The organism is Streptomyces sp. NPDC059851, from assembly GCF_042732005.1.
Lineage (GTDB): Bacteria > Actinomycetota > Actinomycetes > Streptomycetales > Streptomycetaceae > Streptomyces.
Genome location: NZ_JBHWJJ010000034.1, coordinates 43977 through 68954, shown reverse-complemented (window position 1 = coordinate 68954; position 24978 = coordinate 43977). Strand labels below are relative to the sequence as shown.

The window sequence follows — 24978 nt, the reverse complement described above, 5'->3', positions numbered from 1 at the left end:
GAGCCGGTGGGCGAGGTGGATCGGCAGGGGCATCAGCTCGGGCGTCTCGTCGCACGCGTAGCCGAACATCAGGCCCTGGTCGCCGGCGCCCTGCTGGTCGAGTTCGTCTCCTGTCCCGCCCGTGGTGGCGTTCTCGGCGCGCTGCTCGTACGCGCTGTCGACACCCTGTGCGATGTCCGGGGACTGCGCGCCGATGGACACCGACACGCCGCAGGAGGCGCCGTCGAAGCCCTTCTTGGAGGTGTCGTAGCCGATCTCCAGGATCTTGTCGCGGACGAGCTGCGCGATCGGCGCGTACGCCTTCGTCGTCACTTCACCCGCGATGTGCACGAGGCCGGTGGTGATGAGGGTCTCCACGGCCACGCGGGAGGTCGGGTCCTCGGTGAGGAGTGCGTCGAGGATCGTGTCGCTGATCTGATCGGCGATCTTGTCGGGGTGGCCCTCGGTCACGGATTCCGAGGTGAACAGGCGACGGGGCATGACTCTCCAGACGTACGGGATGTGTTGCGGACTCTCGTGGGGATCGGTTGAGGGCTGCTTGACCAGGGGTTGACGTCCGCACCGCTGGCCGCGTCCTGCGCCCCGTGGCGCGGAACGTGTCCGTGTCCGTCAGTCCCGGTGCCGTCGCCGACGAGGAGCTGGGTGTCCTCAGGAGGCCCAGGAGCCCGGCGCGCGGTACGTCGGCCAGGGTCGGTGGGGAAGCTTGCGGGGCCGGGGTGTGGGGGTGGTGGACGGGCCGGTTTCGTGGAGTCGGCGCAGGCCTGCCATGAGCAGGGCGGCCACGGCGGCCGTTTCCTCGGGGGTGGGGTTTCCGCGGGAGATTCGGATCGAGGCCATCGCGAGCGTCGTGGAGGCCGGCGCATCGGCGGGCTCGGCGGGCTCGGCGGAGCCGGTCGGCTCGGGGGGCCGTGCCGGGCGCGGGCGGCTCGGGGGGTTCGTGGGGGTGCGCGGGGCGGGTGGGTGGCCTTTGTCGGTCGCCAGCGGTCGTTCTTCGGCGATGCTCATGCGGGCCCTTTCGGCAGTACCTTTCAGGGGTATCCGGTGTCGCTCGCTTCAGGTTCGGCCAGGGCGCTCAATCCTGGCTCGGGTTCTGCCGGTGGATCGTTGCGCGAGGGCGTGCCCCGCTTCGTGTGTCCTTGATTCGGGGCTGTGGCCCGGGTGGTGCTTTCCGGCTCTGCATTTCGAGCAGAATTCGGTGGGAATCCGAGTGGGTGTTGGGCGGGGCGTGTGGTTTTCGCCCGGGGGCGTACCGGTCGCACGGGCTACGGGTGGTGCCCCGTTCCGGGGGAACGGGGCAGCAGCCGTAGTGGTTGGGGGGTGGGGGGTCAGGCCGTCGCGGTGTGGGACTCGGCGTACGCCTTGGCGAGGTTGAGGGTGGCGGAGCTGTTGCGGCCCAACGCCTCGCGGACGTAGCGGCGGCAGTCGGCGACGTCGGCTTCGGGGCCGAGGACCCGGGTGATGTTCTCCTCGCGCAGCACGACACTGTGGCGGGAGGTGGCGGTGACGCCGGTGGCGTCCTCGGTGATCGTCCACTCGCCGGTGTGGGCGGACATCAGCAGGGGTGTCGCCGTCTGTTTGTAGACGATGCGCCGGGCGTCGGGGAAGCAGATGCGGACCGATTCCGTGGTGTGCGCGTTGCCGTCGGCGGTGAGGGTGTCCATGGCCATGACCTGCACGTTCGGTTCGGGTTCGGTCAGGTCGAGCCGGGTGACGTGCGGGACGAGCTGCGGCCAGTGCTGTACCCGGTGCAGGAAGGAGTAGACGGGGTCGGCGGGACCGTTGATGCGGACCGAGTCCTCGAAGGACATCACCAGGTCGTCGAGGTTTTCCCAGCCCTCGGCGAGCTGCTTGAGGTTGTCGAGTTCGGCCCGGCTGTTGGTGTCGGTGGCCCGTTCGACCTGGGCGGTGTCGCCGGCGTTGTCGCCGGTCACGGTGAAGTCGTGCAGCAGGACCAGCCGGCAGGAGGTGCCGCGGGGCTCGACGATCCAGGTGCCGGCCATGGATGCGACGGGGGCGGCGGACGCTTCCTGGTGGAACTCGATGCGGCGGCGGCCCGCGTCCAGGGCGCGCCGTGATGTCCAGGATGTGACCTGGTCGTTGGTGGTGGCCCACAGGGTCAGCCGCTCGCGGGTGCCGTCGGATTCCTGTTGTTCGACGTGGACGGTTGGCGGGAAGTACAGCGGCCACCGGGCCGCGTCGGCGAGGAGGCCGTAGACCACCCCGGCGGGGGCGGCGATGGTCGCCTCGTGGGTGGTGTGGTGCACGCGCCCGGTGGGCATCGTGGGGTCCTCTTTCCGGGTCAGAAGTTGCCGAGGCCGCCGCAGACGTTGAGGGCCTGGGAGGTGATGGAGGCAGCCGTGTCGGTGGTCAGGTAGCCGACCAGGCCGGCGACTTCCTCCGGGGTGGAGTAGCGGCCGAGCGGGATCTTGGCGGTGAACTTCTGCATGATCTGTTCTTCGGACGTGTCGTAGGCGGCGGCGTAGCCGGCGCGTACGCGCTGGGCCATGGGGGTTTCGACGTATCCGGGGCAGACGGCGTTCACGGTGATGCCGGTGGGGGCGAGCTCGTTGCCGAGGGCCTTGGTGAAGCCGACGACGCCGTGCTTGGAGGCGGAGTAGGGGGCGCCGAGGACGACGCCCTGCTTGCCGGCGGTGGAGGCGATGTTGATGATCCGGCCGCGGCCGGTGCCTTCCATGCCGCCGTTCTTGAGGACCTCTCGGGTCAGTCGGAAGACGCTGGTGAGGTTGGTGGTGATGACGTCGTCCCACAGTTCGTCGGTGAGGTCGGCGGTGGGGCCGCCGCCGCTGCGGCCGGCGTTGTTGACGAGGATGCCGATCGGGCCGAAGGTTTCGACGGCGGCGGCGACGAGCGCCTTGACGGACTCGGGGTCGCGGACGTCGGCGACGGCGCCGTCCACCTCCAGGCCCTCGGCGCGCAGTTCCGTCACCGTCTCCTTGACCTGCTGCTCGGTGCGGGCGCAGAGGAAGACCTGGTGACCGCGGCGGGCGAGGTCGCGCACCACGGCCAGCCCGATCCCGCTGGTGCCGCCGGTGACCAGGGCCACCGTGTTGGTCTGTGTCGTCATGGGTCTACCTCCGTCAAGGGCATGGGTGCGGTGTTCGACCATCCCCCGGTGTGCTCGACGGTTGCCCGAGCGGCGCTTGAGGGCGGGCTTGGCGGCCGCGGCCGCGGAGCCTCGCTCGAAATGTGCTCGAAGTTTGCTGCACGTTCCGTCGAATTCCTTTCCGGGATTTTCGCGGAGGTTGTCCGGACGCCTTCTTTCCCATCAAGATTGTGAAAGACCCGGAGGGCTGAGGACGTATTTCGTGGAAGGAATGCGATGAGCAGTCAGATAGATGCCGTGCGCCGGATGATCCAGGCGTACAACACGGGAAACACCGAGGACGTGGCGGAATACATCCACCCGGATTACCTCAATCCGGCTGCGATGGAGCACATGGACCTGCATGGTCCGGATTCGTTCGCGATGGCCGTGAAGTGGTTGCGGATGACGTTCTCCGAGGAGGCTCGCTTGGAGGAGGTGCAGCTGGAGGAGCGCGGTGAATGGGTGCGCGCGTACCTCGTCCTGTACGGCCGTCACGTGGGCGATCTCGTCGGTATGGCCGCCACCGGCCGGGTTTTTTCCGGGGAGCAGATCCATTTGATCCGCTTCGTCGACGGCAAGATCCGCGATCACCGTGACTGGCCGGACTACCAGGGCACGTACCGGCAGCTCGGCTCGCCGTGGCCGGAGCCGCAGGGGTGGAGGGACTGAGCATGTTCCTGATCACCGGAGCTACGGGCAAGGTCGGCCGTGAGGCCGTCGACCAGCTGCTGGCGTTGGGCCACCCGGTCCGTGCGCTGAGCCGTAACCCCGAGGAGGCGGACCTGCCCGCGGGTGTGGAGGTGGTGGCGGGCAGTCCTGCCGATCCGGCGACGCTCGCAGCGGCCTTCGAGGGGGTGAGTGCTGCCTTGGTGGTGCTCTCCGGCGATGTCGGTGGTGAGGCGGCCAACGTGGCGGCCGCCGCCCGCGCGGCCGGCACCTCCCGGATCGTGCTGCTGTCTTCCGCCGGCATCGAGCACCCGCTGCCGCACGGCATTGCGCAGGAGCACCGGGCCGCCGAGGTGGCGATCGAGGAGTCGGGGGTGCCGTGGACGTTCCTGCGGCCGGGCCCGTTCCACGCGAACACCTCCTGGTGGATCCGTACGGTCCGTGAGGCGGGCGCGGTGCGCTGTTGGATCGGGAACAACCCCGGTGCTCCGATCGACGAGTACGACATCGCGTCGGTCGCGGTGGTCGTGCTCACGCAGAACGGCCATCTGGGGAAGTCGTACCTGCTCACGGGGCCGCAGACGCTGACCTCCGAGGAGCAGGCGCGGATCTTGGGCGAAGTGCTGGGGCGGGACTTGGAGTTTTCGGTGGCGCCGCCGGAGGAGGTGGTGGAGGTGTTCACCGGGATCACCGGGGACCGCCCGGCTGCCGAGTCCAACGTGGCTGCCCTGCACAGTCCCGAGGTGCCGTGGGCCGAGCCGACCCGTGCGGTGCGTGACCTCACCGGGCGGGAGCCGCGCCCCTATCGCCGGTGGGCCGTGGAGAACGCGGCCCTGTTCGGTTGAGCTGCCGGGATACGAATCCGAAGGGGATGGTCAGATGAGCAGGATCTTGGTGACCGGTGCGACCGGTCTGCAGGGTGGGGCGGTGGCCCGTGAGCTGGTCCGCCGCGGCCGGTCGGTGTCGGCGCTGGTGCGGGAGCCGGCCTCCGAGCGGGCGCGGGCGCTGGCGGGGCTGGGCGTGGAGCTGGTCCGCGGTGACTTGGACGACGAGTCTTCGTTGCGGTCGGCGTTGGAGGGCTTCCACGGGGTGTTCGCCGTGCAGAACTTCATGACGCCGGCGGGGTTGGGTGGCGAGGTCCGGCAGGGCCGGGCGCTCGCGCGGGCTGCGGAGGCGGCTGGTATCGGCCATGTGGTGTACACGTCCGTGGGGGGTGCGGATCGGGAGAGCGGGGTGCCGCACTTCGACTCGAAACGGGGTATCGAGCGGTACTTGGAGCGTACGGGTGTGCCGCTGACGGTGCTGCGTCCGACGTTCTTCATGGACAACTTCGCCGCCCGCGGGCCGGAGTTGGTGGACGGCACGCTGGTGGTGCGGCTGGCGCTGAAGCCGGACACCCGGGTGCAGTTCGTCGCGGTCGACGACATCGGCCATTTCGCCGCCGAGGCGTTCGACCGGCCGGAGGCGTACGTGGGTCGGGCGGTGGAGCTCGCCGGTGACGCCCTGACCGCGACGGAGGTCGCGGAGGCGTTCTCGGCGCGCTCGGGGCTGCCGGCCCGGTTCGAGGAGTTGCCGCTGGACGCGGTGGCGAACAATCCGTTCATCCCCAACGCCCCCGATATCGCGCTGATGTTCGAGTGGTTCCAGTGTTACGGGTACCAGGCCGACATCGAGGCGCTGCGGGCCGAGCACCCGGGTCTGCAGTCCTTCGCGACGTACCTCAAGGGCATCGACGTGCCCACGGGCTGACGGCCGGACGACAACGGCTACGGGCACTGGACGGGGCTGGAACCGCACGGGCGGTTTCCGGCCCCGTCGGCGTTGCGCACGAGCGGGACTCCAGTGGCGGTCGCAACGGTGGAAAGGCCGTCGGGCGCACCGGTCAAACGGAAGGTGCGTGACGCGCACGACCAGCAGGGAACGCACGAAATGCAAGACGAAAGCGAGGCCGCCTTGGCAACCCCGACCCGGTACCGGTCCTTATCCACCCTCGACAGGCCTGAGGAAGCGGTCAGGAAGGAGGGGCAGCAGCCCAGAACCCCGGTCAGAGCGGGGCGGAAGGAGTTCCGGCTGGGCACCAAGGGGCGGAAGCTGACCCTCGCCCTCCACGTCCTGTCATCGGTCGGCTGGATGGGTCTGTCCATGTCGATGGCCACGCTCGCGCTCATCGGCTACCTCACCTCGGACCCCGGTGTGGCCGAGGGCGCGTACTACGCGATGTACGTCTTCGACGAGACCACCGTGTCGTTGGTCAGTGTGGTCTGCGGGGCCACCGGGGTGCTGCTGGGGTGCGGGACGCCGTGGGGCCTGCTGCGGCACTGGTGGGTGCTGGTGAAGTGGGTCCTCTCCCTGGTCATCGCGGTGTTCGCCTGGGTGTACACCCATCCGCTGGTGCTGACCGCCGCCGAGAAGGCGGCCGCGTCCGAGGGCGGGGTCTACCGGCCCGGTCCGGAGGGCACCCTGCTCGCCTGGACCGTGCCGCCGGTCTTCGGTGTGCTGGTGTTCCTGGGCGTCGTCTCGGTGTACAAGCCGTGGGGGCGTACCCGTCGGGGGCTGCGGCACGCCCAGAACCGTGCGGGTTCGCCCGCCCCGTCCTCCGGTTCCGGTTCGGGTTCGGGTTCGGGTTCGGGTTCGGGTTCGGGCGGCGGCCCGGTGCGGGTCGTGGACGTCCCGGTGACCGTCGAGGCCGCCGACCGGCTGGCCGAGGGCGTCGTGGGCCTGCGGCTGGCCCCCGTCTCCGGGGCCGCGACCGAGCCGTGGCGGGCGGGCGCCCACATCGACCTCGTCCTGCCCTCGGGGAAGGTGCGCCAGTACTCCCTGCACGGCGATCCCGCGGACGGGTCGGCGTACCGGGTGGCGGTGCTGCGGGACCCGGAGGGCAGGGGCGGCTCGGTCGAGGTGCACGGCCTGTCCGTGGGCGACCGCATCGCCGTCCGCGGCCCGCGCAACCACTTCCCGCTGGCCGACGCCCCCGCCTTCCTGTTCGTCGCGGGCGGCATCGGGATCGTCCCCTTCCTGCCCATGATCGAGGAGGCCGAGCGGCGGGGCACCCCCTGGCGGCTGCTGTACGTGGGCCGCAGCCGCGCCTCCATGGCGTTCCTGCCGCGGCTGGAGCGGTACGGGGCGGAACGGGTCTCGGTGTACGCGCGTGACCTGACGGGTCGTCCCGACCTCCGCGCGCACCTGTCGGCGGGCCCGGTGGGCACGGCGGTGTACTGCTGCGGCCCGGACGGGCTGATGCGGGCCGTCGAGGAGCTGATGGACACCGCCTGTCCCGGGGGGACGCTGCACCTGGAGCGGTTCGCGGCCGCCACGGATGCCGCCGCGGGCGAGAACCTGCCGTTCGAGGTCGAGCTCGCAAGCACCGGCGCGGTGGTGGCAGTCCGGGCCGACCAGTCGGCGCTGGACGCCCTGCGGGAGGAGGCGCCCGGACTCGCCGCCTCCTGCGAGGACGGCCTGTGCGGCAGCTGCGAGCTGCGCGTGCTGCGGGGTACCCCCGACCACCGCGACCACGTGCTCTCCCCCGCCGAGCGCGGGCGTACGGACGTGATGTACCCGTGCGTCTCGCGGGCCCACGGCGGCCGCCTCGTGGTGGACCTGTAGCGTACGGGCCCGGGACGGACCCCGTGTCCGTCCCGGGCCCGCCGCGTGTGCGGTGCCCGGCGGTTCAGCCGTCGAGGAGTTCGGCGAGGGCCTCGACCGGGTCGTGGTGCGGTGCGGCCGCCGGCCACCACCGGCCGTCCACCCGCCGGTAGGGGTACCAGCGGCCGTCCCGGCCGTAGCGGAGCTGGAGTCCGCTGCCGGCGAACGTCCAGTGGTTGTCCCACACCTCCAGCTCGGGGAGTTCGCTCTGCTCCCAGCCCGCGGTGAGCGCGGTGCGGGCCCGGGCGGTGTCCTGCTTCGGCGGAGTCCACGCCTCCTCCAGCACGTCCAGCCCGGTGCTCCCGCCCAGCCGCCACGCCTCGGCCGCCCGGTCCAGCTGCTCCGGGCTGCCGCAGGCCTCCCGCAGGCGGGCCAGGACCCGCGACGCGGGGCGGGTCGCCGCGATCCGTACGCAGTCCCGCCACAGGTCGAGCGGGGCCGGCGGCTCGGGGGTGAAACCGTGGGTGTAGGCGAGCAGCTCACGGGCGCGGACGGCCGCGTCGGTGACCAGCTGCTCCAGCGGGTCGACGCCGGCCCCGGCCGAGGAGGCGTCCTGCCGGACGGCCGGCCCGGGCAGCGGCGGCAGCTCGGGCAGCGCCGCCGGCTCACGGCCGAAGACGTCCTCGGCGGGAGTGCCCTCGGGCAGCTGCGCCGCGGCGGGCTCCGAACCGGTCTGCGTTTCCTCTTCCGCCCCGTCGGTGTCCTCGTCCCGGAGGCTGCCGGTGATCGCCTGCATCAGCATGACGGACCGGAGTTCTTCCTGCGCCTCCTCGGCGCTGCGCCCCCGCAGCAGGAGCAGCAGCACCGGGTCCTCGTCCAGCAGCCAGGACGCCTGGTAGCAGAGCGCGGCCGCGTGCGTGCAGGGGTGGTCGAACGCATCGCAGTCGCAGTCCGCCTGCAGGTCGCCGTAGCCGGGCAGCAGCCGGACCCGTGCGTCCTCGGCGGCCTCCAGCAGGTCGGGCGGTAGTTCGCCGGCGAGCAGCCCGTCGGTGACGTCCGGCCGCTCGGCGGTCTTCTCCCAGAGCAGCTCCCATTCGTCCTCGTCGAGTTCCTCCAGGGTGAGCACCGTCTTGAACGGGGTGTCGTCCTCGTAGCCGGTGGTGGAGATGCGCCCGGGGCTGACGGTGATGGGGCCGAGTCGGCCGGTCCGTGCGTAGGCCCGGCCCTTCTTCAGCGCGTCCTCGTCCAGGGAGGTGTCCTCCAGTGCGTCCGCCCAGGCCTTGCCCCACCAGGACTGGCCGCGCGCCCGGCTGCCCCGGCGCGCGGCGAAGGCGGGGAAGCCCCGCGCGCCCGTCTCGTCCCCGCTCATCCCGCACTCCTCAGCTCGACCAGGTTGGCCAGTTCGTCGTTGGTCAGCTCCGTCAGTGCTTGCTCCCCGGAGCCCAGCACGGCGTCCGCCAGGCCCTTCTTCGCTTCGAGGAGGGCGGCGATGCGGTCCTCGACCGTACCTTCGGCGATCATCCGGTGGACCTGGACGGTGCGCGTCTGCCCGATGCGGTAGGCGCGGTCGGTGGCCTGGGCCTCCACCGCGGGGTTCCACCAGCGGTCGTAGTGGACGACGTGGTCGGCGCGGGTGAGGTTGAGTCCGGTGCCGGCGGCCTTGAGGGAGAGCAGGAAGACGGGCACCTGACCGTCTTGGAACTGGCGGACCATCTCTTCGCGGCGCGGCACCGGGGTGCCGCCGTGCAGCAGCAGCGTGGGGACGCCGCGCTCGCGCAGGTGTGCCTCCAGTAGCCGCGCCATGGTGACGTACTGGGTGAAGACCAGGGCGGCTCCGCCCTCGGAGGTGATGGTGTCCAGGAGTTCGTCGAGGAGTTCCAGCTTGCCGGAACGGCCGGCCAGCCGGGTGCCCTCCGTCTCCTTGAGGAACTGGGCGGGGTGGTTGCAGATCTGTTTGAGGCCGGTGAGGAGCTTGAGTACCAGGCCGCTTCGGGCGATGCCGTCGGTGGCCTTGATCTGCGCCATGACCTCACGGACCTGGGCCTCGTAGAGGGTCCGCTGTTCGGGGGTGAGGGCGACCGGGCGGTCCGTCTCGGTTTTCGGCGGGAGTTCGGGGGCGATGCCGGGGTCGGACTTCTTGCGGCGGAGCATGAACGGCCGGACCAGTTCGGCCAGGCGCTGTGCGGTGGGGCCGTATTCTCCGTCCTCGCCCGGCGGTGGTCCGAACTCGGCGCGTTCTGCGCGTTCGGCTTCGATGGCGGCGATCCAGCGGCTGCGGAAGTGGCTGTGGCCGCCGAGGAGTCCGGGGGTGGTCCAGTCGAGGACGGCCCAGAGTTCGGAGAGGTTGTTCTCGACGGGGGTGCCGGTGAGGGCGACCTTGGCGTCGGCGGGGATCAGCCGCAGTGCCTTCGCTGTGCTGGAGTGCGGGTTCTTGACGTGCTGGGCCTCGTCGGCGACGACCGTGCTCCAGCGGTGTGCGCCGAGCCGCTCGGCGTCCAGGCGCATGGTGCCGTAGGTGGTCAGGACGAAGCCGGAGTCGGCGCCGTCCAGGGTGCGGCCGGGGCCGTGGTAGCGGCGGACGGGCGTGCCGGGGGCGAACTTGCCGACTTCGCGCTGCCAGTTGCCCAGGAGGGAGGCGGGGCAGACCACGAGGGTGGGGCCGGCGCTGTCCGGGTGCTGTTGGCGCAGTAGGTGCAAGGAGATCAGCTGGATGGTCTTGCCCAGGCCCATGTCGTCGGCGAGGCAGCCGCCGAGGCCGAGTGAGGTGAGGCGGTCCATCCAGCGTAGGCCGCGCAGCTGGTAGTCGCGCAGGGTGGCCGCGAGTGCGGCGGGCTGCTCGACCGGTTCGGTGCCGCCGTCAGGTTCGGTCAGGCGTCGGCGCAGGGCGAGGAGCCAGTCGCTGGGCGCGACCCGCACCTGCTTGCCGCCGATTTCGGTGTGGCCGGTGAGGGCGGCGGCGAGTGCCTCGATGGCGGTGAGCGGCTTGAGGTCGCGTTCGCGGGCCTTGCGGGCGGTGTCGGCGCCGATGAGTACCCAGTGTCCGCGCAGGAGGACCAGTGGCTGGTCGGTGGCGGCGATTTCGGCCATTTCCTGTTCGGTGAGGGGCTCCCCGTCGAGGTCGAGCTGCCAGCGCAGGTCGACGGTGCCGTCGCCGCCGAGGAAGGAGCGCATGTCGGTGGGCGGGGTGCGCTCGCCGCCGACGACGGCGCGGGTGGTGAGGGAGCGGGTGGCGTTGTGGGGCCAGAGCACCTCGACGCCGTGGGCGGCGAGCCGGCCGGCGGTCCCGCCGAGGAGGTCCTGGACCTCGCGGTGGGAGAGGTCGAGGGCGGAGGGCACCGGCAGCAGGCGGGAAAGGGGCTGCCAGACGTTGACGGCGCGCCGTACGGCGAGGACGGTGTCGACCTGGGCCCGCGGTCCGAATCCGGCTGCCTCGGCCGAGGCGAACAGCTCGTCGGCGTCGGCGCTGCGGGTCGGGTCGGCCAGGCTGGACACCTGGGGTACCAGGCGCAGGGCGGGCGGCTCGCCGTCGCCGGCGGGCACCAGGTCCAGGCGCAGGGCCAGCCGTACGCCCGAGTCGAGGCCGGCGGAGATCTCTTCGGCCCAGGCGCGTAGCTGGGGGACGTACTGGGGTTCGGCGGCGGCGAAGGCCGGGCGGCCGGCGGCGGCGGGGGCGGCGGCGGTGCGTGGCAGGGTGTCGGCGACCGCGTCGATGAAGGAGCGGAGCAGGGTGGTGGCGTCGGGCAGCAGCAGGGGGCCGCCCGGGGGGACGGGCAGGGGGACGGCGAGCGCCTCGGCCGGTGCTGCGGCGGCCAGTTCGCGGATGCGTTGGACGTCTTCCAGGGTGAGCGGGCCGGCGCGCCAGGTGTCGTGGCCGGTGGCGGAGACGCCGGGGAGTAGCCGTTCGCGGGCGGCGAGGTGCAGGCCGAGGGCGGTGGCGGCGCCCCAGAACGCGGCGGACGGGCTGGGGGTGACGTCGGTGGTGTCGTTGGCGGTCCGGTCGGCGGTGGTCGCTTCGGTGGCGGCGTCGGTGGTCGCGTCGGTGGCGGCGTCGGTGGTCGCTCGGGTGTGGAGCCGGCGGGCCAGGGTGAGGGCGGGCAGTGCCTCGGCGACGGTCAGCCGCAGGACCGGGTGGCGGCGTACCGCGAGGGCGCCGCCGTCGGCGGTGATCAGGTCGGCTTCGCCGGGCTCGCCGAAGGGTGGCTGTGCGGCGGGGCCGGGGCGGGCCGGGCCGTCGGGGTACCGGAACGCGAGCTTTCCGGTACGCGCGGGATCGCCCGGCTCGAAGACCACTGCGCACTGCGCCAGCAGGTCGGCCTGCTCACGCGACATCCACACCATCTGTTCCGCCCCCCGTGGTTCGGCTGTCCGGTCAACGTCCGCCGTCTACGCGGCGCTTCGTCCAGTCCTGTGCGTAGGCGTACCACGTGGGTGCGGTGCGGTGCACATTGAGGCTGTGCCCGGTGGCCGGAACGAGGACGGTTTCCAGCCGGGCTTCGGGTCCGTACAGGGGTGCGGCGGCGGCCTTGAGGGTGGCCGGGCTGGAGCAGTCGGTGCCCTGGCCGCCGCAGATGAGCTTGTCGCCCTGGCCGACGACGACGAGGACGGGGACGCGGATCCGCTGGTTGAGGGAGATGTCGCCGTAGGCCGGGTCGGTGGGGTAGACGCCCGGTTCGGTGGTGAGTTCGTCGCGTAGCAGCACGTGCGGTTCGGTGGTCCGGGGGTCGTAGAACCAGCTGGCCTTGGCTCCGGTCCGCAGGGCGAGGTAGCCGTCGTCGAGGCCGCGCCGGGCCAGCAGCGGGTGCTGGCCGGCGGCCACGTACAGGTGGAACATCTCCTCGAACGCCGCCAGGTTGGGTGGGGCGCCTTCGCCGGTGAGGACGAGTCCGTCGACGGCCCCGGGGTTTTTGGCCACGAGCATGCGGGCCAGCGTCGCGCCGAAGGAGTGGCCGACGAGGACGACCTTGCGGTAGCCGCGGTCGCGGAGCGTGCGGATGAGCTGGAGGGTCACCAGCTCGTGGGTGGTGTCGCTGAAGCGGGAGCTGTGCGGGGCGGAGCTGGCGCCGGTGCCCAGCCGGTCGAACGCCAGCGTGGCGTGTCCGGCCCCGGCGGCGGCTTCCACGTAGGAGGGGCCGCCGGTCCGGCCGCGCACGGTCCAGTAGTCCCGGTCGTAGGTGCCTCCGTGGACCAGTAGTTGGACCGTGGTGGCGCGGGTGCCGCGCGGGGTGCACAGCGTGCCGGCGATCCGCTGGTCGGCGGGGGCGCCCTCGGTGGCGGCCACCTGGGAGGTGAACGGCGCGCAGTTCGCCCTGGCGGGCCCGCCGGAGTGGGCGGCTGATGCGGGGGCGGCAGCCGCGGGGCTTCCGAGCAGGGGCAGCACGAGGGCGGCTGCAGCGGCTGCCGCCAGGGCTCGGGGGCGCAGGGCCATCTGGTTCTCCTGGAGGGTCGGAGCGGGGGGTGCGGGCACGCGGAGGGTCGGCCGGTGGCCCGGCCGACCCGTTGCCGCGTCAGCTGGTCAGGTGCCGGAAGCGGTGGACGGCGAGCGGGAAGAAGACCGCGAAGAGGACGACGGGCCAGACGACGGCCATCAAGGTGGCGTGCTGGGCGATCCAGGAGTCGCCGCCCCAGCCGGGGTTCCCGAACAGTTCGCGGGTGGCCGCGACGGTGGAGGACAGCGGGTTCCACTCGGCGATGGTGCCCAGCCAGCCCGGCATCGTGGCCGGTGCGACGAAGGCGCTGGTCAGGAAGCCGACGGGGAATTCGAGGGTTTGCACCATGGTGATGCCTTCGGGGCCCTTCATGAGCAGCCCGAGGTAGATGCCCACCCAGGTCAGGGCGAAGCGCAGCAGCAGGAGCAGGCCGACCGCGAGCACGGTCTCGCCGACGGTGCCGTGCGCGTCCCAGCCCATGAGGAGGCCGACCACGAACAGCACGGCGAGGCCGAGGACCGAGTTGAGCATGTCGGTGGTGCAGCGGCCGACGAGGACGGCCGAGGGGGCCATCGGCATGGAGCGGAAGCGGGAGGTGACGCCGCGGTTCTTGTCGGCGGCGACGGCGGCGACCGTCTCGCCCATCCCGAAGACCATGGTCATGACGAACATGCCGGGGAGGAGGAACTCGCGGTAGTTGCCGCCGCCCGGGACCTGCATCGCGCCACCGAAGAAGTAGCCGAACATCAGGACCATCATCACGGGGAAGAGCATTCCGCTGATGACCGTGCCGGGTTCGCGGGTCCAGTGGGTCAGTCCGCGCAGGGTGACGGTCCAGCCGTCGGCGAGCGCCCAGCGCAGCCGCGACAGCGGGCTGGTGGGGAGCTCCGGGATGGTGATGCTCATACCTTCACGTCCTCCGACTTCGACTTCGACTTCGGCTCCTGGGCGGTGTCCGCCTGCGCGCGCGACGACCGGTCCGTCCCGGTGAGGTGCAAGAACACCTCGTCGAGGGTGGGCCGGCGCAGGGCGATGTCCTCGGCGGCGATGCCGGCGGAGTCCAGGGCGCGCACGATGTCCGCGAGGGCGGTGGCGCGGTCGGGGACCTGGACGCTGACCTGCCGGGTGTCCTCGTCCGTGACCGGGTCCGACTCGCCGATGCGGGCGACGGCGGCGGCGGCGTTCTTCAGCTCGTCGGCGCGCCGGACCACGATGTCGATCCGGTCGCCGCCGATGCGGGCCTTGAGCTGCTCCGGGGTGCCCTCGGCGATGACCTTGCCGGTGTCGATCACCGAGATGCTGTCGGCGAGCTGGTCGGCCTCCTCCAGGTACTGGGTGGTGAGCAGCACGGTGGTGCCGCCGTCGACCAGGGCGCGGACGGCGTCCCAGACCTCGTTGCGGCTGCGCGGGTCGAGGCCGGTGGTCGGCTCGTCGAGGAACAGGACGGGCGGGGCCAGCACCATGCTCGCCGCCAGGTCCAGGCGGCGGCGCATGCCGCCCGAGTAGTCCTTCACCGGCTTGCTGCCGGTGTCGGTGAGGCGGAAGCGTTCCAGCAGCTCGTCGGCGCGGCGGCGGGCGACGGCCGGGGACAGGTGGTAGAGCCGGCCGAACATCACCAGGTTCTGGCGGCCGCTGAGGACTTCGTCGACGGCCGCGTGCTGGCCGACGAGTCCGATGCGGTAGCGGACCTGGGCCGCCTGCCGGGCGACGTCGAAGCCGGCGACCTCGGCCCGGCCGCCGTCCGCGGACAGCAGGGTGGAGAGGATGCCGACGGTGGTGGTCTTGCCGGCACCGTTGGGCCCCAGGAGCCCGCACACCGTTCCCTGCGGTACGACGAGATCGAGCCCGTCGAGCACCTGAGCCGTGCCATAGCTCTTGCGGAGCCCTTCGGCGACCACGGCCGACTTGCTCGATTTCACGTCTGGTTCCTTTCGTTCGGAAGGGTCCGGATCAGTACGGTCCGATGAATCCGGCGTCCACCCCGGTCAGCGCGGGCACGGCGGTCCCGCCCCAGCCCACCAGGTCGAGACAGGCTTCGGCGATCTTCGCGGCGTTGGGGTGGAACGCTTCCTCCAGCGGCCAGGACACCGGAGCGGGGCAGTCGGGGGGAGTGATCCTGCGGACCGGGGCGCGCAGCTCGCCGGGGATGCGTTCGGCGATCACCGCGGCCACCTCGGCCGAGAAGCCGTAGCGTGCCCAGCTCGTGTCGGCCACCACGACGCGGCCGGTCCGGGCGACCGACTCGCAGATGATGTCCTCGTCCAGCGGTCGGATGCTGCGCACGTCCACCACCTCGACGCTGATGCCCTGCCCGGCGAGCAGGTCGGCGGCGCGCTCGGCCTCGTGGACCATCAGCGAGGCGGCCACCACGGTCACGTCGGTGCCGTGGCGGGCGATGCGGCCCACGCCGAAGGGCACGGGTGCGAGTTCCTGGGGCACCTCGCCCTCGATCGGGTAGAGCGAGCGGTTCTCCATCAGCACCACGGGGGTGTCGGCCTGCAGGGCGGCGGCCAGCAGGCCCTTGGCGTCGGCCGGGGAGGCCGGGGCGGCGACGTACAGGCCGGGGAAGTGGCCGAACGTCGCGTGCAGGCTTTGGGAGTGGGTGGCGCCCTGGCCCCAGCCGCGGCCGACGACGCCGCGCATGACGACCGGCACGCCGCCCTTGTCGCCGTACATGTAGCGCCACTTGGACGCCAGGTTGATCAGGGCGTCCATGGCCAGGAACATGAAGTCGGCCCGGGTGTGCACCACGAGGGGGCGCAGGCCCTGGTCGGCGGCGCCGATGCAGATGCCGGCGACGGCGTTCTCGCTGTTGGGGGTGTCGATCACCCGGTGGGCGCCGAAGCGTTTGAAGGCGGGGCCGGTGGTGCCGTAGGAGCCCTTGTGGTCGTCGACGTTCTGCCCGGCGATGATGATGCTCGGGTCGGCTTCCATGGCCTGGACGGTGCCTTCGGCGATCGCCTGCCAGTACGTGAGCTTCCGTGTCATGGTGATCTCCTGTCAGCTCGCGCAGGTCGGGCGCCCGTAGGCCCCGTCGGTCAGCCGGTCCGTATCGGGGAAGGGCGCCGCCTTGGCGGCGGTGACCGCGAGCCGGGTCTCGTTGCGGAACTCCTGGTCCCAGCGGGCGACGTGCTCTTCGATGTCCGGTACGTCGGCGCGCAGTGCCGCCGTGCTCCGGCGGACCGGGCAGCGTTCCAGCCAGCCCTCCACCTCGGACTCGGGGCGGTCGATCCCGGTGTCGAAGCCGGGGCCGACGTGCTCGCGCCAGCGGTAGGTGTCCAGTTCCAGGAGGTAGGGGCCGTGGCCGGCCCGGCAGTGGGCGGTGGCCCGCTGCATGGCCTCGTGGACGAGGAGGACGCCGTTGCCGTCGACGCGGTCGGCGGTGATCCCGTACGCCCGGGCCCGCTCGGTGATGCCGGTGGTGGCGGAGTTCGCGGGCTGGCGGGCGGAGAGCGGGGAGGAGATCGAGTAGGAGTTGTTCTCGCAGACGAAGACGACGGGGATCCGGTGGACCGCGGCGAAGTTGAGGGATTCGTGGAAGACGCCCTCCTCGGACGCTCCGTCCCCGAAGAAGGTGACCACGACCTGTGAGGATCCCTGCTTGGCCAGGGCCCATGCGGCACCGGTGGCCACGGAGATCATCTCGCCGAGGATCGCGGCCGATCCGGCGAAGCCGACGGCCCGGTCGGTCAGGTGCACGGACCCGCCGCGCCCGCGTGAGCAGCCCGTTTCCTTGCCGTAGAGTTCGGCGACCATGCCGGTGAGGTCCCCGCCCTTGGCGAGGTAGGCGGCGTGGCTGCGGTGCCCGGTGTAGACGAGGTCGTCCTCGCGCAGGGCGGCGCAGACCCCGACGGCGGCGGCTTCTTGGCCTACGGAGAAGTGCACCGGGGTGCGCATCTCCTGCTCGTCGCGGTAGAGGTCCGCCAGTTCCTCTTCGATGCAGCGGATGCGCACCATGTCGCGAAGCAGCGCGGCCGGATCCGCCACCGGGTCCTCGGGTGTGTTGGGGTTCGGCACGACCGACGTCACCTCCAGGTTCGACTGAACAACCGAGTGGTGATCGTCCCCGCGTCCGGTCGAACGTTCCTGGAGCCGGAGCGGAGCGGCGGGCGGGGTTTCCCGCTCGACCGATCCTCCGCCGTGGCCGCCTAGCCTGCGCCGTGCCCGCGGCGCGGACGCGCCCGCGAGGGAGAGGGGAGCCGTAGATGGTGGTAGCGGAGAAGGAGCTGGGCCGCCGGCTCCAGCTCGTGCAGGGGATCCACTGGTTGTACGGGGCGCAGGGCGATCCGTACGCCGCACTGTTGCGCGGGTACCACGGACCGGATCCGCGGGAGCCGTACGCCCGTAATCGGGAGGCCGGGCCGCTGTGGCGCAGTCGTCTGGGTACGTGGGTGGCCGCCCGGTACGCCACCGCCGCCGAGCTGCTGGCCCTGCCGGTGCCGGACGGCGGCCCGCTGCCGGCGGCCGTGGCCCAGCCGCAGGTGGCCGTGGCTTGGGACCGGGGGTTGCCCGCTGCGGATCCTGCGCAGCGGCCCGGCGCCGACCGGGTCCGGGCGGTGGCGGGGCGGGCCTGCGAGCGGCTCTTGGCGGGGCTGCGCGGGGAGGTGGACCTGGTTTCCGAGGTCGCCGCCCGGGTTCCCGTCGAGGTGCTGGCGGACCTGCACGGTGTGGCCGGGGAGGACCGTGAGCGGCTGGCCGAGGCCTGTGCGGCGGCCGCGCCCGCGCTCGATGCGGCGCTGGCGCCGCCGTCGTACGAGGATGCCGCCCGGCTGCTGGCCGCTGTCGCCGCCCTGCGCGGGCTGCTGGGCGGGGCGGCCGTGCTGCCGGCGGTGGTGGGGGTGCGGGCCGCGCGGGAACTCGTCGCCGGGGCGTTGCGTGCGCTGGTCGCCGGGCCGGGGCAGTGGGAGTTGCTCGCCGAGCGGGGGCCGGAGCGGGCGGCCGCGGTGGTGGCGGAGACGTTGCGTCACGATCCGCCGGTGAAGGTGCACGTGTTCACCGCGGCGGCGGACACGGAGGCGGCCGGGCAGCGGATCGCGGCCGGGGAGCAGGTGGCCGTCGTGGTCGGTGCGGCCAACCGGGACCCGGAGGTCTTCGACCGGCCGGACGTCTTCGATCCGGACCGGGCGCAGACGTCCGGCGCCGGCCCGCGGCTGTTGGTCCCCGCGCCGTACGGGGTGCCGCTGGAGCCGTTCGCCGGGGTCGTCGCCGAGACGGTGGTGGCGGCGCTCGCCGCGGCCCGTCCCGGGCTGCGTGCGGCCGGTCCCGCGGTGCGGCGGCAGCGGACGCCGGTGACGGGGGGTTGGCTGAGGGTTCCCGTCCTGTTCTGACCTCCGCCCTTGCGTCCTCCGCCCCTGCGTCCTGGCGCCCCGGGGAGGGCGCAGGGGGTGGGGACCGGTGGTTCGGGCACGGGCGGCGGCGCCACCGTGTTGATCGGGGGCGCCGTCCTGGGCCCCGCAGGTGTGCCGCCGTGTCCGCGCCGGCCTCAGGCGACGCGTTCGTACAGCGGGACGTAGAGGTTCGGGTCGCTGGTGCTGAGCGCCTTCAGCGCCGCGCGGTGGGCGGCGAACTCGGGCTGCTGCAGGGCTTTGCGGAAGGACTCCTCGTCCTCCCATTCGGCGAGGTTGGCGTACGTGTGGGGGTCGTCGGTGTGCCGCATCAGGCGGTGGCGGATGAACCCCGGCTGGCCGGTGAAGAACAGGGAGGTCTCATCGAAGGCCCGCTCGAACTCCTCGGTCGGTCCGGTGACCGTGAAGCGGTTGATGAAGGTGATCAAGGGGTGGTCCTTTCTGGGGAGGGGTGGCCGGCTGGCCGGGTCAGTGCGCTGCGGAGGTCGGCTCGGCCGCGGACCGCACCGGGCGGACGCCGCCGGCGCCTGCGGGGGTGGGGGTGGGGGCACCGTGCTGTGGTATCCGGGCGAGGACCACGCCGGCCCCGATGATCGCCATGCCCAGCACTTCGCGGCCGGTGAGCTGGTAGTTCTCCAGCAGCACCATGCCGAGGGTGAGGACCACGGGCACGACGTACAGCACGCTGGAGGCCTTGGCCGCGCCCTCGTCGCGGATCAGCTGGGCGAAGCACATGTACACCAGCCCGGTGTTGAGGATGCCGAGGACGAGGAGCGCGCCGATGACGGCCGCGGAGAACTGCGGGGCGCGGTCGAAGCCCCCGTTGGGCAGGTTGATCGCGGCCCAGCCCACGCCGATGACCGCCTGCGAGGTGGCCAGCACCAGGGGGTGCATGTCCTGGCCGTCTTCGGCGGCCGGCTTCATCAGCTTTTCCATCAGGAGCATGGACCAGCCGTAGGCCAGCGCCGCGACGGCGTTGACGGCCGCGGCCGCCGAGAGCCATTGGGCGCCCGCGTTCCAGGGCGCGTACAGGACCAGGACGCCGGCGAAGCCGACGAGCAGGCCCGCCACCAGCGTGGCCGGGATGCGGCCGGTGTGGCGGCGCACCAGGTAGAGCGCGACCACGCACAGCGGCACGCTCGCGTTGAACACCGAGACCATGCCCGCGTCGGCGCCCAGGGCGTCGTCCACGAGCTCGACCAGCAGCACGGGCAGCGCGTTGGCCAGGAAGGCGATGAACACCAGCTGGCCCCAGACGGCGGGTCGGCGCGGCAGCCGTGTGCTGCTGAACAGCAGCACACCGAGCATGGCGACGGCACCGACCAGGATCCGGAAGAAGCTGAACTGTGCCGGGTTGAGGCCTTGGAAGACGACTTTGATCCAGAAGTAGCTGATGCCCCACATCAGGCCGACGACGCCGAAGCGCGCCACGGAACCGAACCGCACGGCTGTTTCTCCTGTCTGTCAAGAGTCCGAGGTGCGCGCGGTGGCGGCACCGGAAGGTCGGATGAACGAGGCGGCGAGGAACGCGGCTGCGGCGAAGCCGGCGCCGGCGAGGAAGCTGGCTGACATGCTCTCCACGAACACGTGGCCCATGGCTTCCTCGGGCGGGGCTCCGGCCGGCAGGCTCTGTTCGGCGCTGCGGCCGGCGTTGGTGCCGACGGTCACCAGGATCGCGAGCCCCAGCGAGGCGCCGACCGTCTGCAGCGCGTTGTGCACGCTGGAGGCGGCGCCGGCTTCGTCGCTGTGCAGCCCGGAGGTGGCGAGGATGGTGGGCGGGACGACGCAGAAGGCCATGCCGGAACCGAACAGCAGGAGCGCCGGCAGCACGCTCCCCCCGTAGTGGAAGTCCGGGGTCAGGCGGGACAGCCAGACGTTCGAGGCGATCAGCAGCACGGCGCCGGTCAGTAGCAGGGGGCGCGGCCCGAGCCGCCGCTCCAGCCAGACCGCCGCGCCCGACATGGTGATCATCGCGGCGGCCACCGGGGTCAGGGCCACGGCCGAGGCCAGCGGGCTGTAGCCGGCGAACTGCTGGAAGAACTGGACGAGGAAGAAGCCCGTGCCGATCAGGGCGCCCTGTACGGCGAAGGTGCCGGCGTACGCCCAGATCCGGTTCCGGTCGTCGAACAGCCGCAGTACCACGATGGGCTGCTGGGCCCGCCGCTCGATGACGAGGAAGACGAGCAGCAGCGCTATGCCGGCGGTGGCCGGACCGGCGACGGTCACGTCCGTCCAGGGGTGTTCGGCGGCCCGGGTGAGGCCGAAGACCAGGCAGACGGCGCCCAGGGTGGACACCAGCGCGCCCGCCAGGTCGAACCGGCCGCGGCTCGGTTCGGTCTCCTCGACGACCAGCGGTGCCAGCAGCAGGATCAGCAGGCCGAGGGGTACGTTCAGCAGCAGCATCCAGCGCCAGGAGCTGAGCGAGGAGAACGTGCCCGCGAGCAGCAGCCCGCCGGCGGTGCTGGCGGCGCCGACCGCCGTGTAGACGGCGATCGCCCGCTTGCGCGGGGCTCCTTCGCCGAAGGTGCTCAGTACCAGGGCCAGCGCACTGGGGGTGGCGAGGGCGGAGCCGACGCCTTGGAGGGCCCGTACGGCGATCAGGAATTCTTGGGAGGTCGCCGCCCCGCGCAGTGCCGCGGCCACCGTGAACAGGGCGACGCCGGTGAGGAAGACCTTGCGGCGGCCCAGCAGGTCGCCCATCCGTCCGCCGAGCAGGAGCAGTCCGCCGAAGGCCAGGAGGTAGGCGTTGATGACCCAGCCGAGGCCGACGGGGGTGAGGCCGAGGCCCTGGCCCATGCCGGGCAGGGCGATCTGCACCATCGACTCGTCGAGCAGGACCATCGCGTTGCAGCTGGCGAGCAGTCCGAGGGCGACGCCCGCGCCCACCGCACCGCGGGCGGGTGCCGCCGGCGCCGGCCGGGGCGCCGTAAGTTCGGACGTGTGCACGGACATGCCTTGCCTCCTGAAGGATTCGACGGGGGCCGCCCGGAATCGGCGGAGCGTGGGTGGGACGGGCGCCGGGGCTCCCGGGGGTCCGAACGCGCGGGAGGGTGCGGTCCGGGCGGTGCTTTTCGGCCCGGACACCTTCCCAACGGGCGCTAGAGCGGCCTTCGAGTACGGGTGGCTAGCGTCCGCGGGTATGACACGTTCACCCAGCAGTGGTGCGGCACGGCGCACGGTCGTCGTCACCGGGGGCGGTACGGGCATCGGGCGGGCGACGGCGCGGGCCTTCGCCGCCGACGGGGCCGAGGTCCTGGTCGTGGGGCGCACCGCCGGGACCCTGGCGGAGACGGCCGCCGGGCACGTCGGTATCCGGCCCCTGACGGCCGACGTCACGGCACCGGACGCCGCGGAGCGCATCGTGGCCGCGGCGGTGGGGTCCTCCGGCCGGATCGACGTGCTCGTGCACAACGCCGCGGCCGTGCTGCCCGAGCCGGTCGGGTCCCTCACCCGCGGGCACGCGCGGACCCAGTTGGAGACGAACCTTCTCGCACCGCTGTTCTTGACGCAGGCGGCGTTGCCCGCCCTGGCGGCCGCCGGCGGCACGGTGGTGTGCGTGAGCACCGCGGCCACGCTGGGCCGCCGGGCGTTCCCCGGCCTGTCGGTGTACGGGGCCACCAAGGTCGCGCTGGACTTCCTGGTCCGCACCTGGGCGGTGGAGCTCGCGCCGCACGGTGTCCGTGCGGTCGGGGTCGCGCCGGGCGAGACGGACACGGGGATCGGCGAGCGCATGGGCTGGAGTGCCGGGGACATCGCCCGTCACCAGGCGGAGGCGGCCGCCCGCACGCCCTCGGGCCGGGTGGGTCGGCCCGAGGACGTGGCGTGGTGGATCGTCCGGCTGGCACGGCCCGGGGCGGGCTACACCAGCGGCACGGTGGTGGCGGTCGACGGCGCCGCTTCGGTCGTTTGACGGGCCGATGCCGTCAGCCGCTCCAGGACCGGCACGATGTCGTTCGGTGTCGGCTCGGCGAGGACCTCGGCGCGTACCTTCGCCGCCGCCTCGGTGAAGGAGGGTTCCTCCAGCAGTCGCAGGACCGCGGTGCGCAGCCCGTCCACGGTCAGCTCGTGGGCGGGCAGGCACAGCCCGTAGCCCAGTTCCTCCACCCGGCGGGCTTTGGCGAGCGTGTCCCAGCCGTAGGGGAGCACGATCTGGGGCACGCCGTGGAGTTCGGCGGTGGAGCGGGTGCCGATGCCGCCGTGGTGGACGACCGCCGAGCAGGTCGGCAGCAGGTCGTTGAGGGGGACGAAGTCCACCAGGCGGGCGTTGTCGGGAGTCGTGGGGAGCTCTTCGCGGGCTTGTGCGCCGAGTGTGGCGACGATCTCGGCGTCCACGTCGGCGAGCGCGTCGAGCACCGAGGCGAAGGAGAAGGAGGCGTGGTCGATCTCGCCGGAGACCCCCAGGGTGAGGCAGACCCGGGGCCGGTCGGCCGGGGCCCGGAGCCAGTGCGGCACCACGGAGGCGCCGTTGTGCGGGACGTAGCGCACGCCGACGGTGGGCAGGCCGAGGTCGAAGCGGGAGCTGGGCGGGGTGATGTCCACGGTCCACTGGCCGGTGACCATTTCCTCGTCGAAGCCGAGTCCGGGTGCGTAGCGGTCCATCACCCGGCCCAGCCATTCCGCGGTGGGGTCCTGGGTGGTGCCCGGCGGTAGTGTCGCGTTCAGCCGGAGGAACTCCTGCCGGGCCCGGACGGTGATGTCCATGCCGTGCAGGAGGCGGGCGTGCGCGGCTCCCACGGCGCGGGCGACGATCGGGCCGGCGAAGGTGTGCTGTTCCCAGACGACCAGGTCGGGGCGCCAGTGTCGGGCGTAGGCGACGAGGTCGTCGAGCATCGGGTCGTTGCTCACCGAGGCGTACAGGGCGGGCACCGCGACGGCTTCCAGGGCGAGGAGCGACTCGTGGGTCCATGGGGAGCGGTCTTCGCCGGTGAAGTCGAAGCCCTGCACGAGTCCGGAACCCTCTTCGAGGATGTGGCCGAGGAGTTCGGGTGCCCACGGGTCGTTGAAGTACCAGTCGGTGATGCCGACGGGTACGGCGGTCAGGCCGGCCGCGGTGATCTGGTCGGTCAGGTCGGGGTGGCTCGCCACCCGGACCTCGTGGCCCGCGGTCCGCAGCGCGGACGCCAGCGGAACCATCGAGAAGTAGTGGGTGTTGTGCGGGAAGGAGACGAACAGCACCTTCATCGTAGGTGCTCCGCCCGGACGGACAGCGTGTGGTGGAAGACGTTGCGGGGGTCCCAGGTGGCCTTGATCCGCTGGAGCCGCGGGTAGGCGTCCTTGTAGTAGAGGCGGTGCCAGGGCACGCCGGAGGTGTTCCACTTCGGGTCGGCCATGTCGATGTCGGGGTAGTTGATGTAGCAGCCGTCGCTGTCGCGGCCCGGTACCGGGACGCCGCCGGTCGTCGCGAACACGTCGCGGTACAGCCGGCGCAGCCAGTCGACGGCGGCGGGGTCGGCGTCGGGGTCCTGCCAGGTGTTCATGTAGATCGCGTAGAGGATCGAGTCGCGGTGCGGGGAGGCGGTGGCGCCGTCGGCGACGGTGTTGATCCGGCCGCCGTAGGACTGGAAGGTCACGTTGGCGAAGTCGTGCCGGTTGCCGGTGCTGTTGAGGTAGGTGTAGAGGACGTCGGCCTGGGCGTCGTTGTGGCCGCGGCGCAGGTAGGCCGACTTGAGCTTGTGGCGGCCGATGTCGCTGTCCTGGGCTCCGGCCAGGTACTCGGTCGCGGTGAGCCAGGGCTGGCTGTTGATGTCGGAGATCTGCGGGGATCCGCCGACGCCGTCGGCGAGGGCGTGCAGGTAGTCCCGCAGCAGGCGCTCGGCGTGGGGCCGGGTGCCGTCCATGTAGGCGTAGCCGTTGGCCGCCGGGCCTAGGTCGCCGGTTTCGGGGCGGCCGTAGAAGACCAGTCCGCCGTACAGTCCGGTGTACGGGGAGTCGGCGTCGCTGTGGTGTTCGTGCCAGCGGCCGTGGTTGCGGATCAGGCGGCGGAACGATGCCCGGTCCATGCCTTCGCGGGGGAAGCGGACCATGCCGGCCAGGATGTTGCCCGGTGGGCGGGGCAGCAGCTGGGACGGGTCGGTGCAGTGGCGGGGGGCGTCGGGTGAGCGGAACCAGTAGCGGGTGACGACGCCGAAGTTGCCGCCGCCGCCTCCGGTGTGAGCCCACCACAGGTCACGGCGCGGATCGTTGCGCTCCCGGGTCGCGACGACGGCCCGGGCCCGGCCGGCCGCGTCGACGACGACGACCTCGACGGCGTACAGGTGGTCCGCGGCGAGGCCGAAGGCGCGCGACAGCGCGCCGTAGCCGCCGCCCGCGATGTGGCCGCCGATGCCGACGGTGGCGCTGGTGCCGCCGGGCAGGGTCACGCCCCAGCCGTAGTAGAGCTTCTTGTACACGTCCATCAGCTGGGCGCCGGCCTCGATCATGAAGGCGCGGCGGCGGGCGTCGTAGGTGATGGCGTTCATCCCGCTGAGGTCGAGGACGAGCCGGACGGCCGGGTCGCCGGCGACGTTCTCGTAGCAGTGGGCTCCGCTGCGGACCGCGATCCGTTTGCCCGCGCGGACGGCGTCGCCGACCGCGCGCACCGCTTCCTCGGTGGTGGTGACGAGCTGGAAGGCGTCGGGGCGGGCGGTGAACATCTTGTTGCTGCCGCGCGTCGACAGGGCCGCGTACCGCGGGTCTTCGGGGGTGACGAGGGACCCGCCGCCCCCGGGCGCGGGGGTGGTTGCGGGGGCGGGGGTGTCCTGGGCGTGGGCGGGGACGATGCCGACGGCGGTGAGCCCGACGGCGGCGCCCGCCGTGAGAGTGCCGGAGACGAAGCTCCGGCGGCTGGGAACGGTCATCGTTGCCCTTTCTCGGT

22 protein-coding genes are annotated in these 24978 nt (G+C 72.4%); 6 read left to right on the top strand and 16 right to left on the bottom strand.

Features of this window, described 5'->3' with window-relative positions; genetic code table 11:
* From ACFV7Q_RS14965 to fabG, 4 genes are all read right to left on the bottom strand, one after another.
* On the bottom strand, positions 1–480 hold a 480-nt coding region (locus tag ACFV7Q_RS14965; protein WP_385428423.1), incomplete at its 3' end, for an S-adenosylmethionine synthetase N-terminal domain-containing protein.
* Between the two features lie 168 nt (positions 481–648).
* Positions 649–1005, bottom strand: coding sequence for a hypothetical protein (locus ACFV7Q_RS14960; RefSeq protein WP_385428422.1), 357 nt, complete (start codon positions 1003–1005; stop codon positions 649–651).
* 320 nt (positions 1006–1325) lie between these two features.
* On the bottom strand, positions 1326–2279 hold the full coding sequence (locus ACFV7Q_RS14955) for an aromatase/cyclase (RefSeq protein ID WP_385428420.1): 954 nt from the start codon (positions 2277–2279) through the stop codon (positions 1326–1328).
* A 20-nt stretch (positions 2280–2299) separates the two neighbouring features.
* A complete protein-coding gene (fabG, locus tag ACFV7Q_RS14950) occupies positions 2300–3085 on the bottom strand; it encodes a 3-oxoacyl-ACP reductase FabG (RefSeq protein WP_385428418.1) in 786 nt (261 codons plus the stop codon).
* A 255-nt stretch (positions 3086–3340) separates the two neighbouring features.
* Here fabG and ACFV7Q_RS14945 point away from each other — a divergent pair, with 255 nt between their 5' ends.
* From ACFV7Q_RS14945 to ACFV7Q_RS14930, 4 genes are all read left to right on the top strand, one after another.
* The gene (locus ACFV7Q_RS14945) at positions 3341–3775 is read left to right on the top strand and encodes a SnoaL/DnrD family polyketide biosynthesis methyl ester cyclase (RefSeq protein WP_385428416.1); all 435 of its coding nucleotides are present in this window, start codon (positions 3341–3343) and stop codon (positions 3773–3775) included.
* A gap of 2 nt (positions 3776–3777) precedes the next feature.
* The gene (locus ACFV7Q_RS14940; protein ID WP_385428414.1) at positions 3778–4617 is read left to right on the top strand and encodes an NAD(P)H-binding protein; all 840 of its coding nucleotides are present in this window, start codon (positions 3778–3780) and stop codon (positions 4615–4617) included.
* Between the two features lie 34 nt (positions 4618–4651).
* Positions 4652–5521 carry an NmrA/HSCARG family protein gene (locus ACFV7Q_RS14935; RefSeq protein WP_385428412.1) on the top strand — a complete coding sequence of 290 codons (870 nt, stop codon included), beginning with the start codon at positions 4652–4654 and terminating at the stop codon, positions 5519–5521.
* A gap of 180 nt (positions 5522–5701) precedes the next feature.
* On the top strand, positions 5702–7375 hold the full coding sequence (locus tag ACFV7Q_RS14930) for a PDR/VanB family oxidoreductase (RefSeq protein WP_385428410.1): 1674 nt from the start codon (positions 5702–5704) through the stop codon (positions 7373–7375).
* 64 nt (positions 7376–7439) lie between these two features.
* Here ACFV7Q_RS14930 and ACFV7Q_RS14925 read toward each other — a convergent pair whose 3' ends face one another.
* The 7 genes from ACFV7Q_RS14925 to ACFV7Q_RS14895 are packed head-to-tail and all read right to left on the bottom strand — an operon-like array spanning position 7440 to position 16797.
* On the bottom strand, positions 7440–8723 hold the full coding sequence (locus ACFV7Q_RS14925; protein WP_385428409.1) for an SWIM zinc finger family protein: 1284 nt from the start codon (positions 8721–8723) through the stop codon (positions 7440–7442).
* The gene (locus tag ACFV7Q_RS14920) at positions 8720–11692 is read right to left on the bottom strand and encodes a DEAD/DEAH box helicase (protein ID WP_385428408.1); all 2973 of its coding nucleotides are present in this window, start codon (positions 11690–11692) and stop codon (positions 8720–8722) included. Before ACFV7Q_RS14920 ends, ACFV7Q_RS14925 begins: the two co-directional genes overlap by 4 nt.
* 31 nt (positions 11693–11723) lie before the next feature.
* Positions 11724–12818 (bottom strand): alpha/beta hydrolase, encoded by a 1095-nt coding sequence (locus ACFV7Q_RS14915; RefSeq protein ID WP_385428407.1) that lies wholly within the window; start codon positions 12816–12818, stop codon positions 11724–11726.
* Between the two features lie 40 nt (positions 12819–12858).
* Complete coding sequence (locus tag ACFV7Q_RS14910; RefSeq protein ID WP_385428406.1) at positions 12859–13686, bottom strand: ABC transporter permease; 828 nt, start codon at positions 13684–13686, stop codon at positions 12859–12861.
* Complete coding sequence (locus ACFV7Q_RS14905) at positions 13683–14699, bottom strand: ATP-binding cassette domain-containing protein (RefSeq protein WP_385428404.1); 1017 nt, start codon at positions 14697–14699, stop codon at positions 13683–13685. Before ACFV7Q_RS14905 ends, ACFV7Q_RS14910 begins: the two co-directional genes overlap by 4 nt.
* 31 nt (positions 14700–14730) lie before the next feature.
* Complete coding sequence (locus tag ACFV7Q_RS14900) at positions 14731–15768, bottom strand: alpha-ketoacid dehydrogenase subunit beta (protein ID WP_385428403.1); 1038 nt, start codon at positions 15766–15768, stop codon at positions 14731–14733.
* A gap of 12 nt (positions 15769–15780) precedes the next feature.
* Positions 15781–16797 (bottom strand): thiamine pyrophosphate-dependent dehydrogenase E1 component subunit alpha, encoded by a 1017-nt coding sequence (locus ACFV7Q_RS14895; protein ID WP_385428401.1) that lies wholly within the window; start codon positions 16795–16797, stop codon positions 15781–15783.
* Positions 16798–16985: 188 nt separating this feature from the next.
* Between ACFV7Q_RS14895 and ACFV7Q_RS14890 the strand changes: the two genes are divergently transcribed.
* Entirely contained in the window at positions 16986–18107 is a 1122-nt protein-coding gene (locus ACFV7Q_RS14890; protein ID WP_385428400.1) for a P450-derived glycosyltransferase activator, read from the top strand.
* Between the two features lie 155 nt (positions 18108–18262).
* Here ACFV7Q_RS14890 and ACFV7Q_RS14885 read toward each other — a convergent pair whose 3' ends face one another.
* From ACFV7Q_RS14885 to ACFV7Q_RS14875, 3 genes are read right to left on the bottom strand one after another with little or no spacing between them, the layout of a single operon-like run.
* A complete protein-coding gene (locus tag ACFV7Q_RS14885) occupies positions 18263–18553 on the bottom strand; it encodes an antibiotic biosynthesis monooxygenase family protein (RefSeq protein ID WP_385428398.1) in 291 nt (96 codons plus the stop codon).
* Between the two features lie 40 nt (positions 18554–18593).
* Positions 18594–19571 carry a DMT family transporter gene (locus ACFV7Q_RS14880; protein WP_385428397.1) on the bottom strand — a complete coding sequence of 326 codons (978 nt, stop codon included), beginning with the start codon at positions 19569–19571 and terminating at the stop codon, positions 18594–18596.
* 18 nt (positions 19572–19589) lie between these two features.
* Positions 19590–21077, bottom strand: coding sequence for an MFS transporter (locus ACFV7Q_RS14875; RefSeq protein ID WP_385428395.1), 1488 nt, complete (start codon positions 21075–21077; stop codon positions 19590–19592).
* 187 nt (positions 21078–21264) lie between these two features.
* Here ACFV7Q_RS14875 and ACFV7Q_RS14870 point away from each other — a divergent pair, with 187 nt between their 5' ends.
* Positions 21265–22035: an SDR family NAD(P)-dependent oxidoreductase gene (locus ACFV7Q_RS14870; RefSeq protein WP_385428393.1), complete on the top strand. Its 771-nt coding sequence runs from the start codon at positions 21265–21267 to the stop codon at positions 22033–22035.
* Here ACFV7Q_RS14870 and ACFV7Q_RS14865 read toward each other — a convergent pair.
* Positions 21984–23306 carry an activator-dependent family glycosyltransferase gene (locus ACFV7Q_RS14865; protein WP_385428391.1) on the bottom strand — a complete coding sequence of 441 codons (1323 nt, stop codon included), beginning with the start codon at positions 23304–23306 and terminating at the stop codon, positions 21984–21986. The two genes, ACFV7Q_RS14870 and ACFV7Q_RS14865, sit on opposite strands and share 52 nt — an antisense overlap.
* Positions 23303–24961: an FAD-binding protein gene (locus ACFV7Q_RS14860; RefSeq protein WP_385428389.1), complete on the bottom strand. Its 1659-nt coding sequence runs from the start codon at positions 24959–24961 to the stop codon at positions 23303–23305. The genes ACFV7Q_RS14865 and ACFV7Q_RS14860 overlap by 4 nt, the downstream gene beginning before the upstream one ends.
* Between the last annotated feature and the right edge of the window lie 17 nt (positions 24962–24978).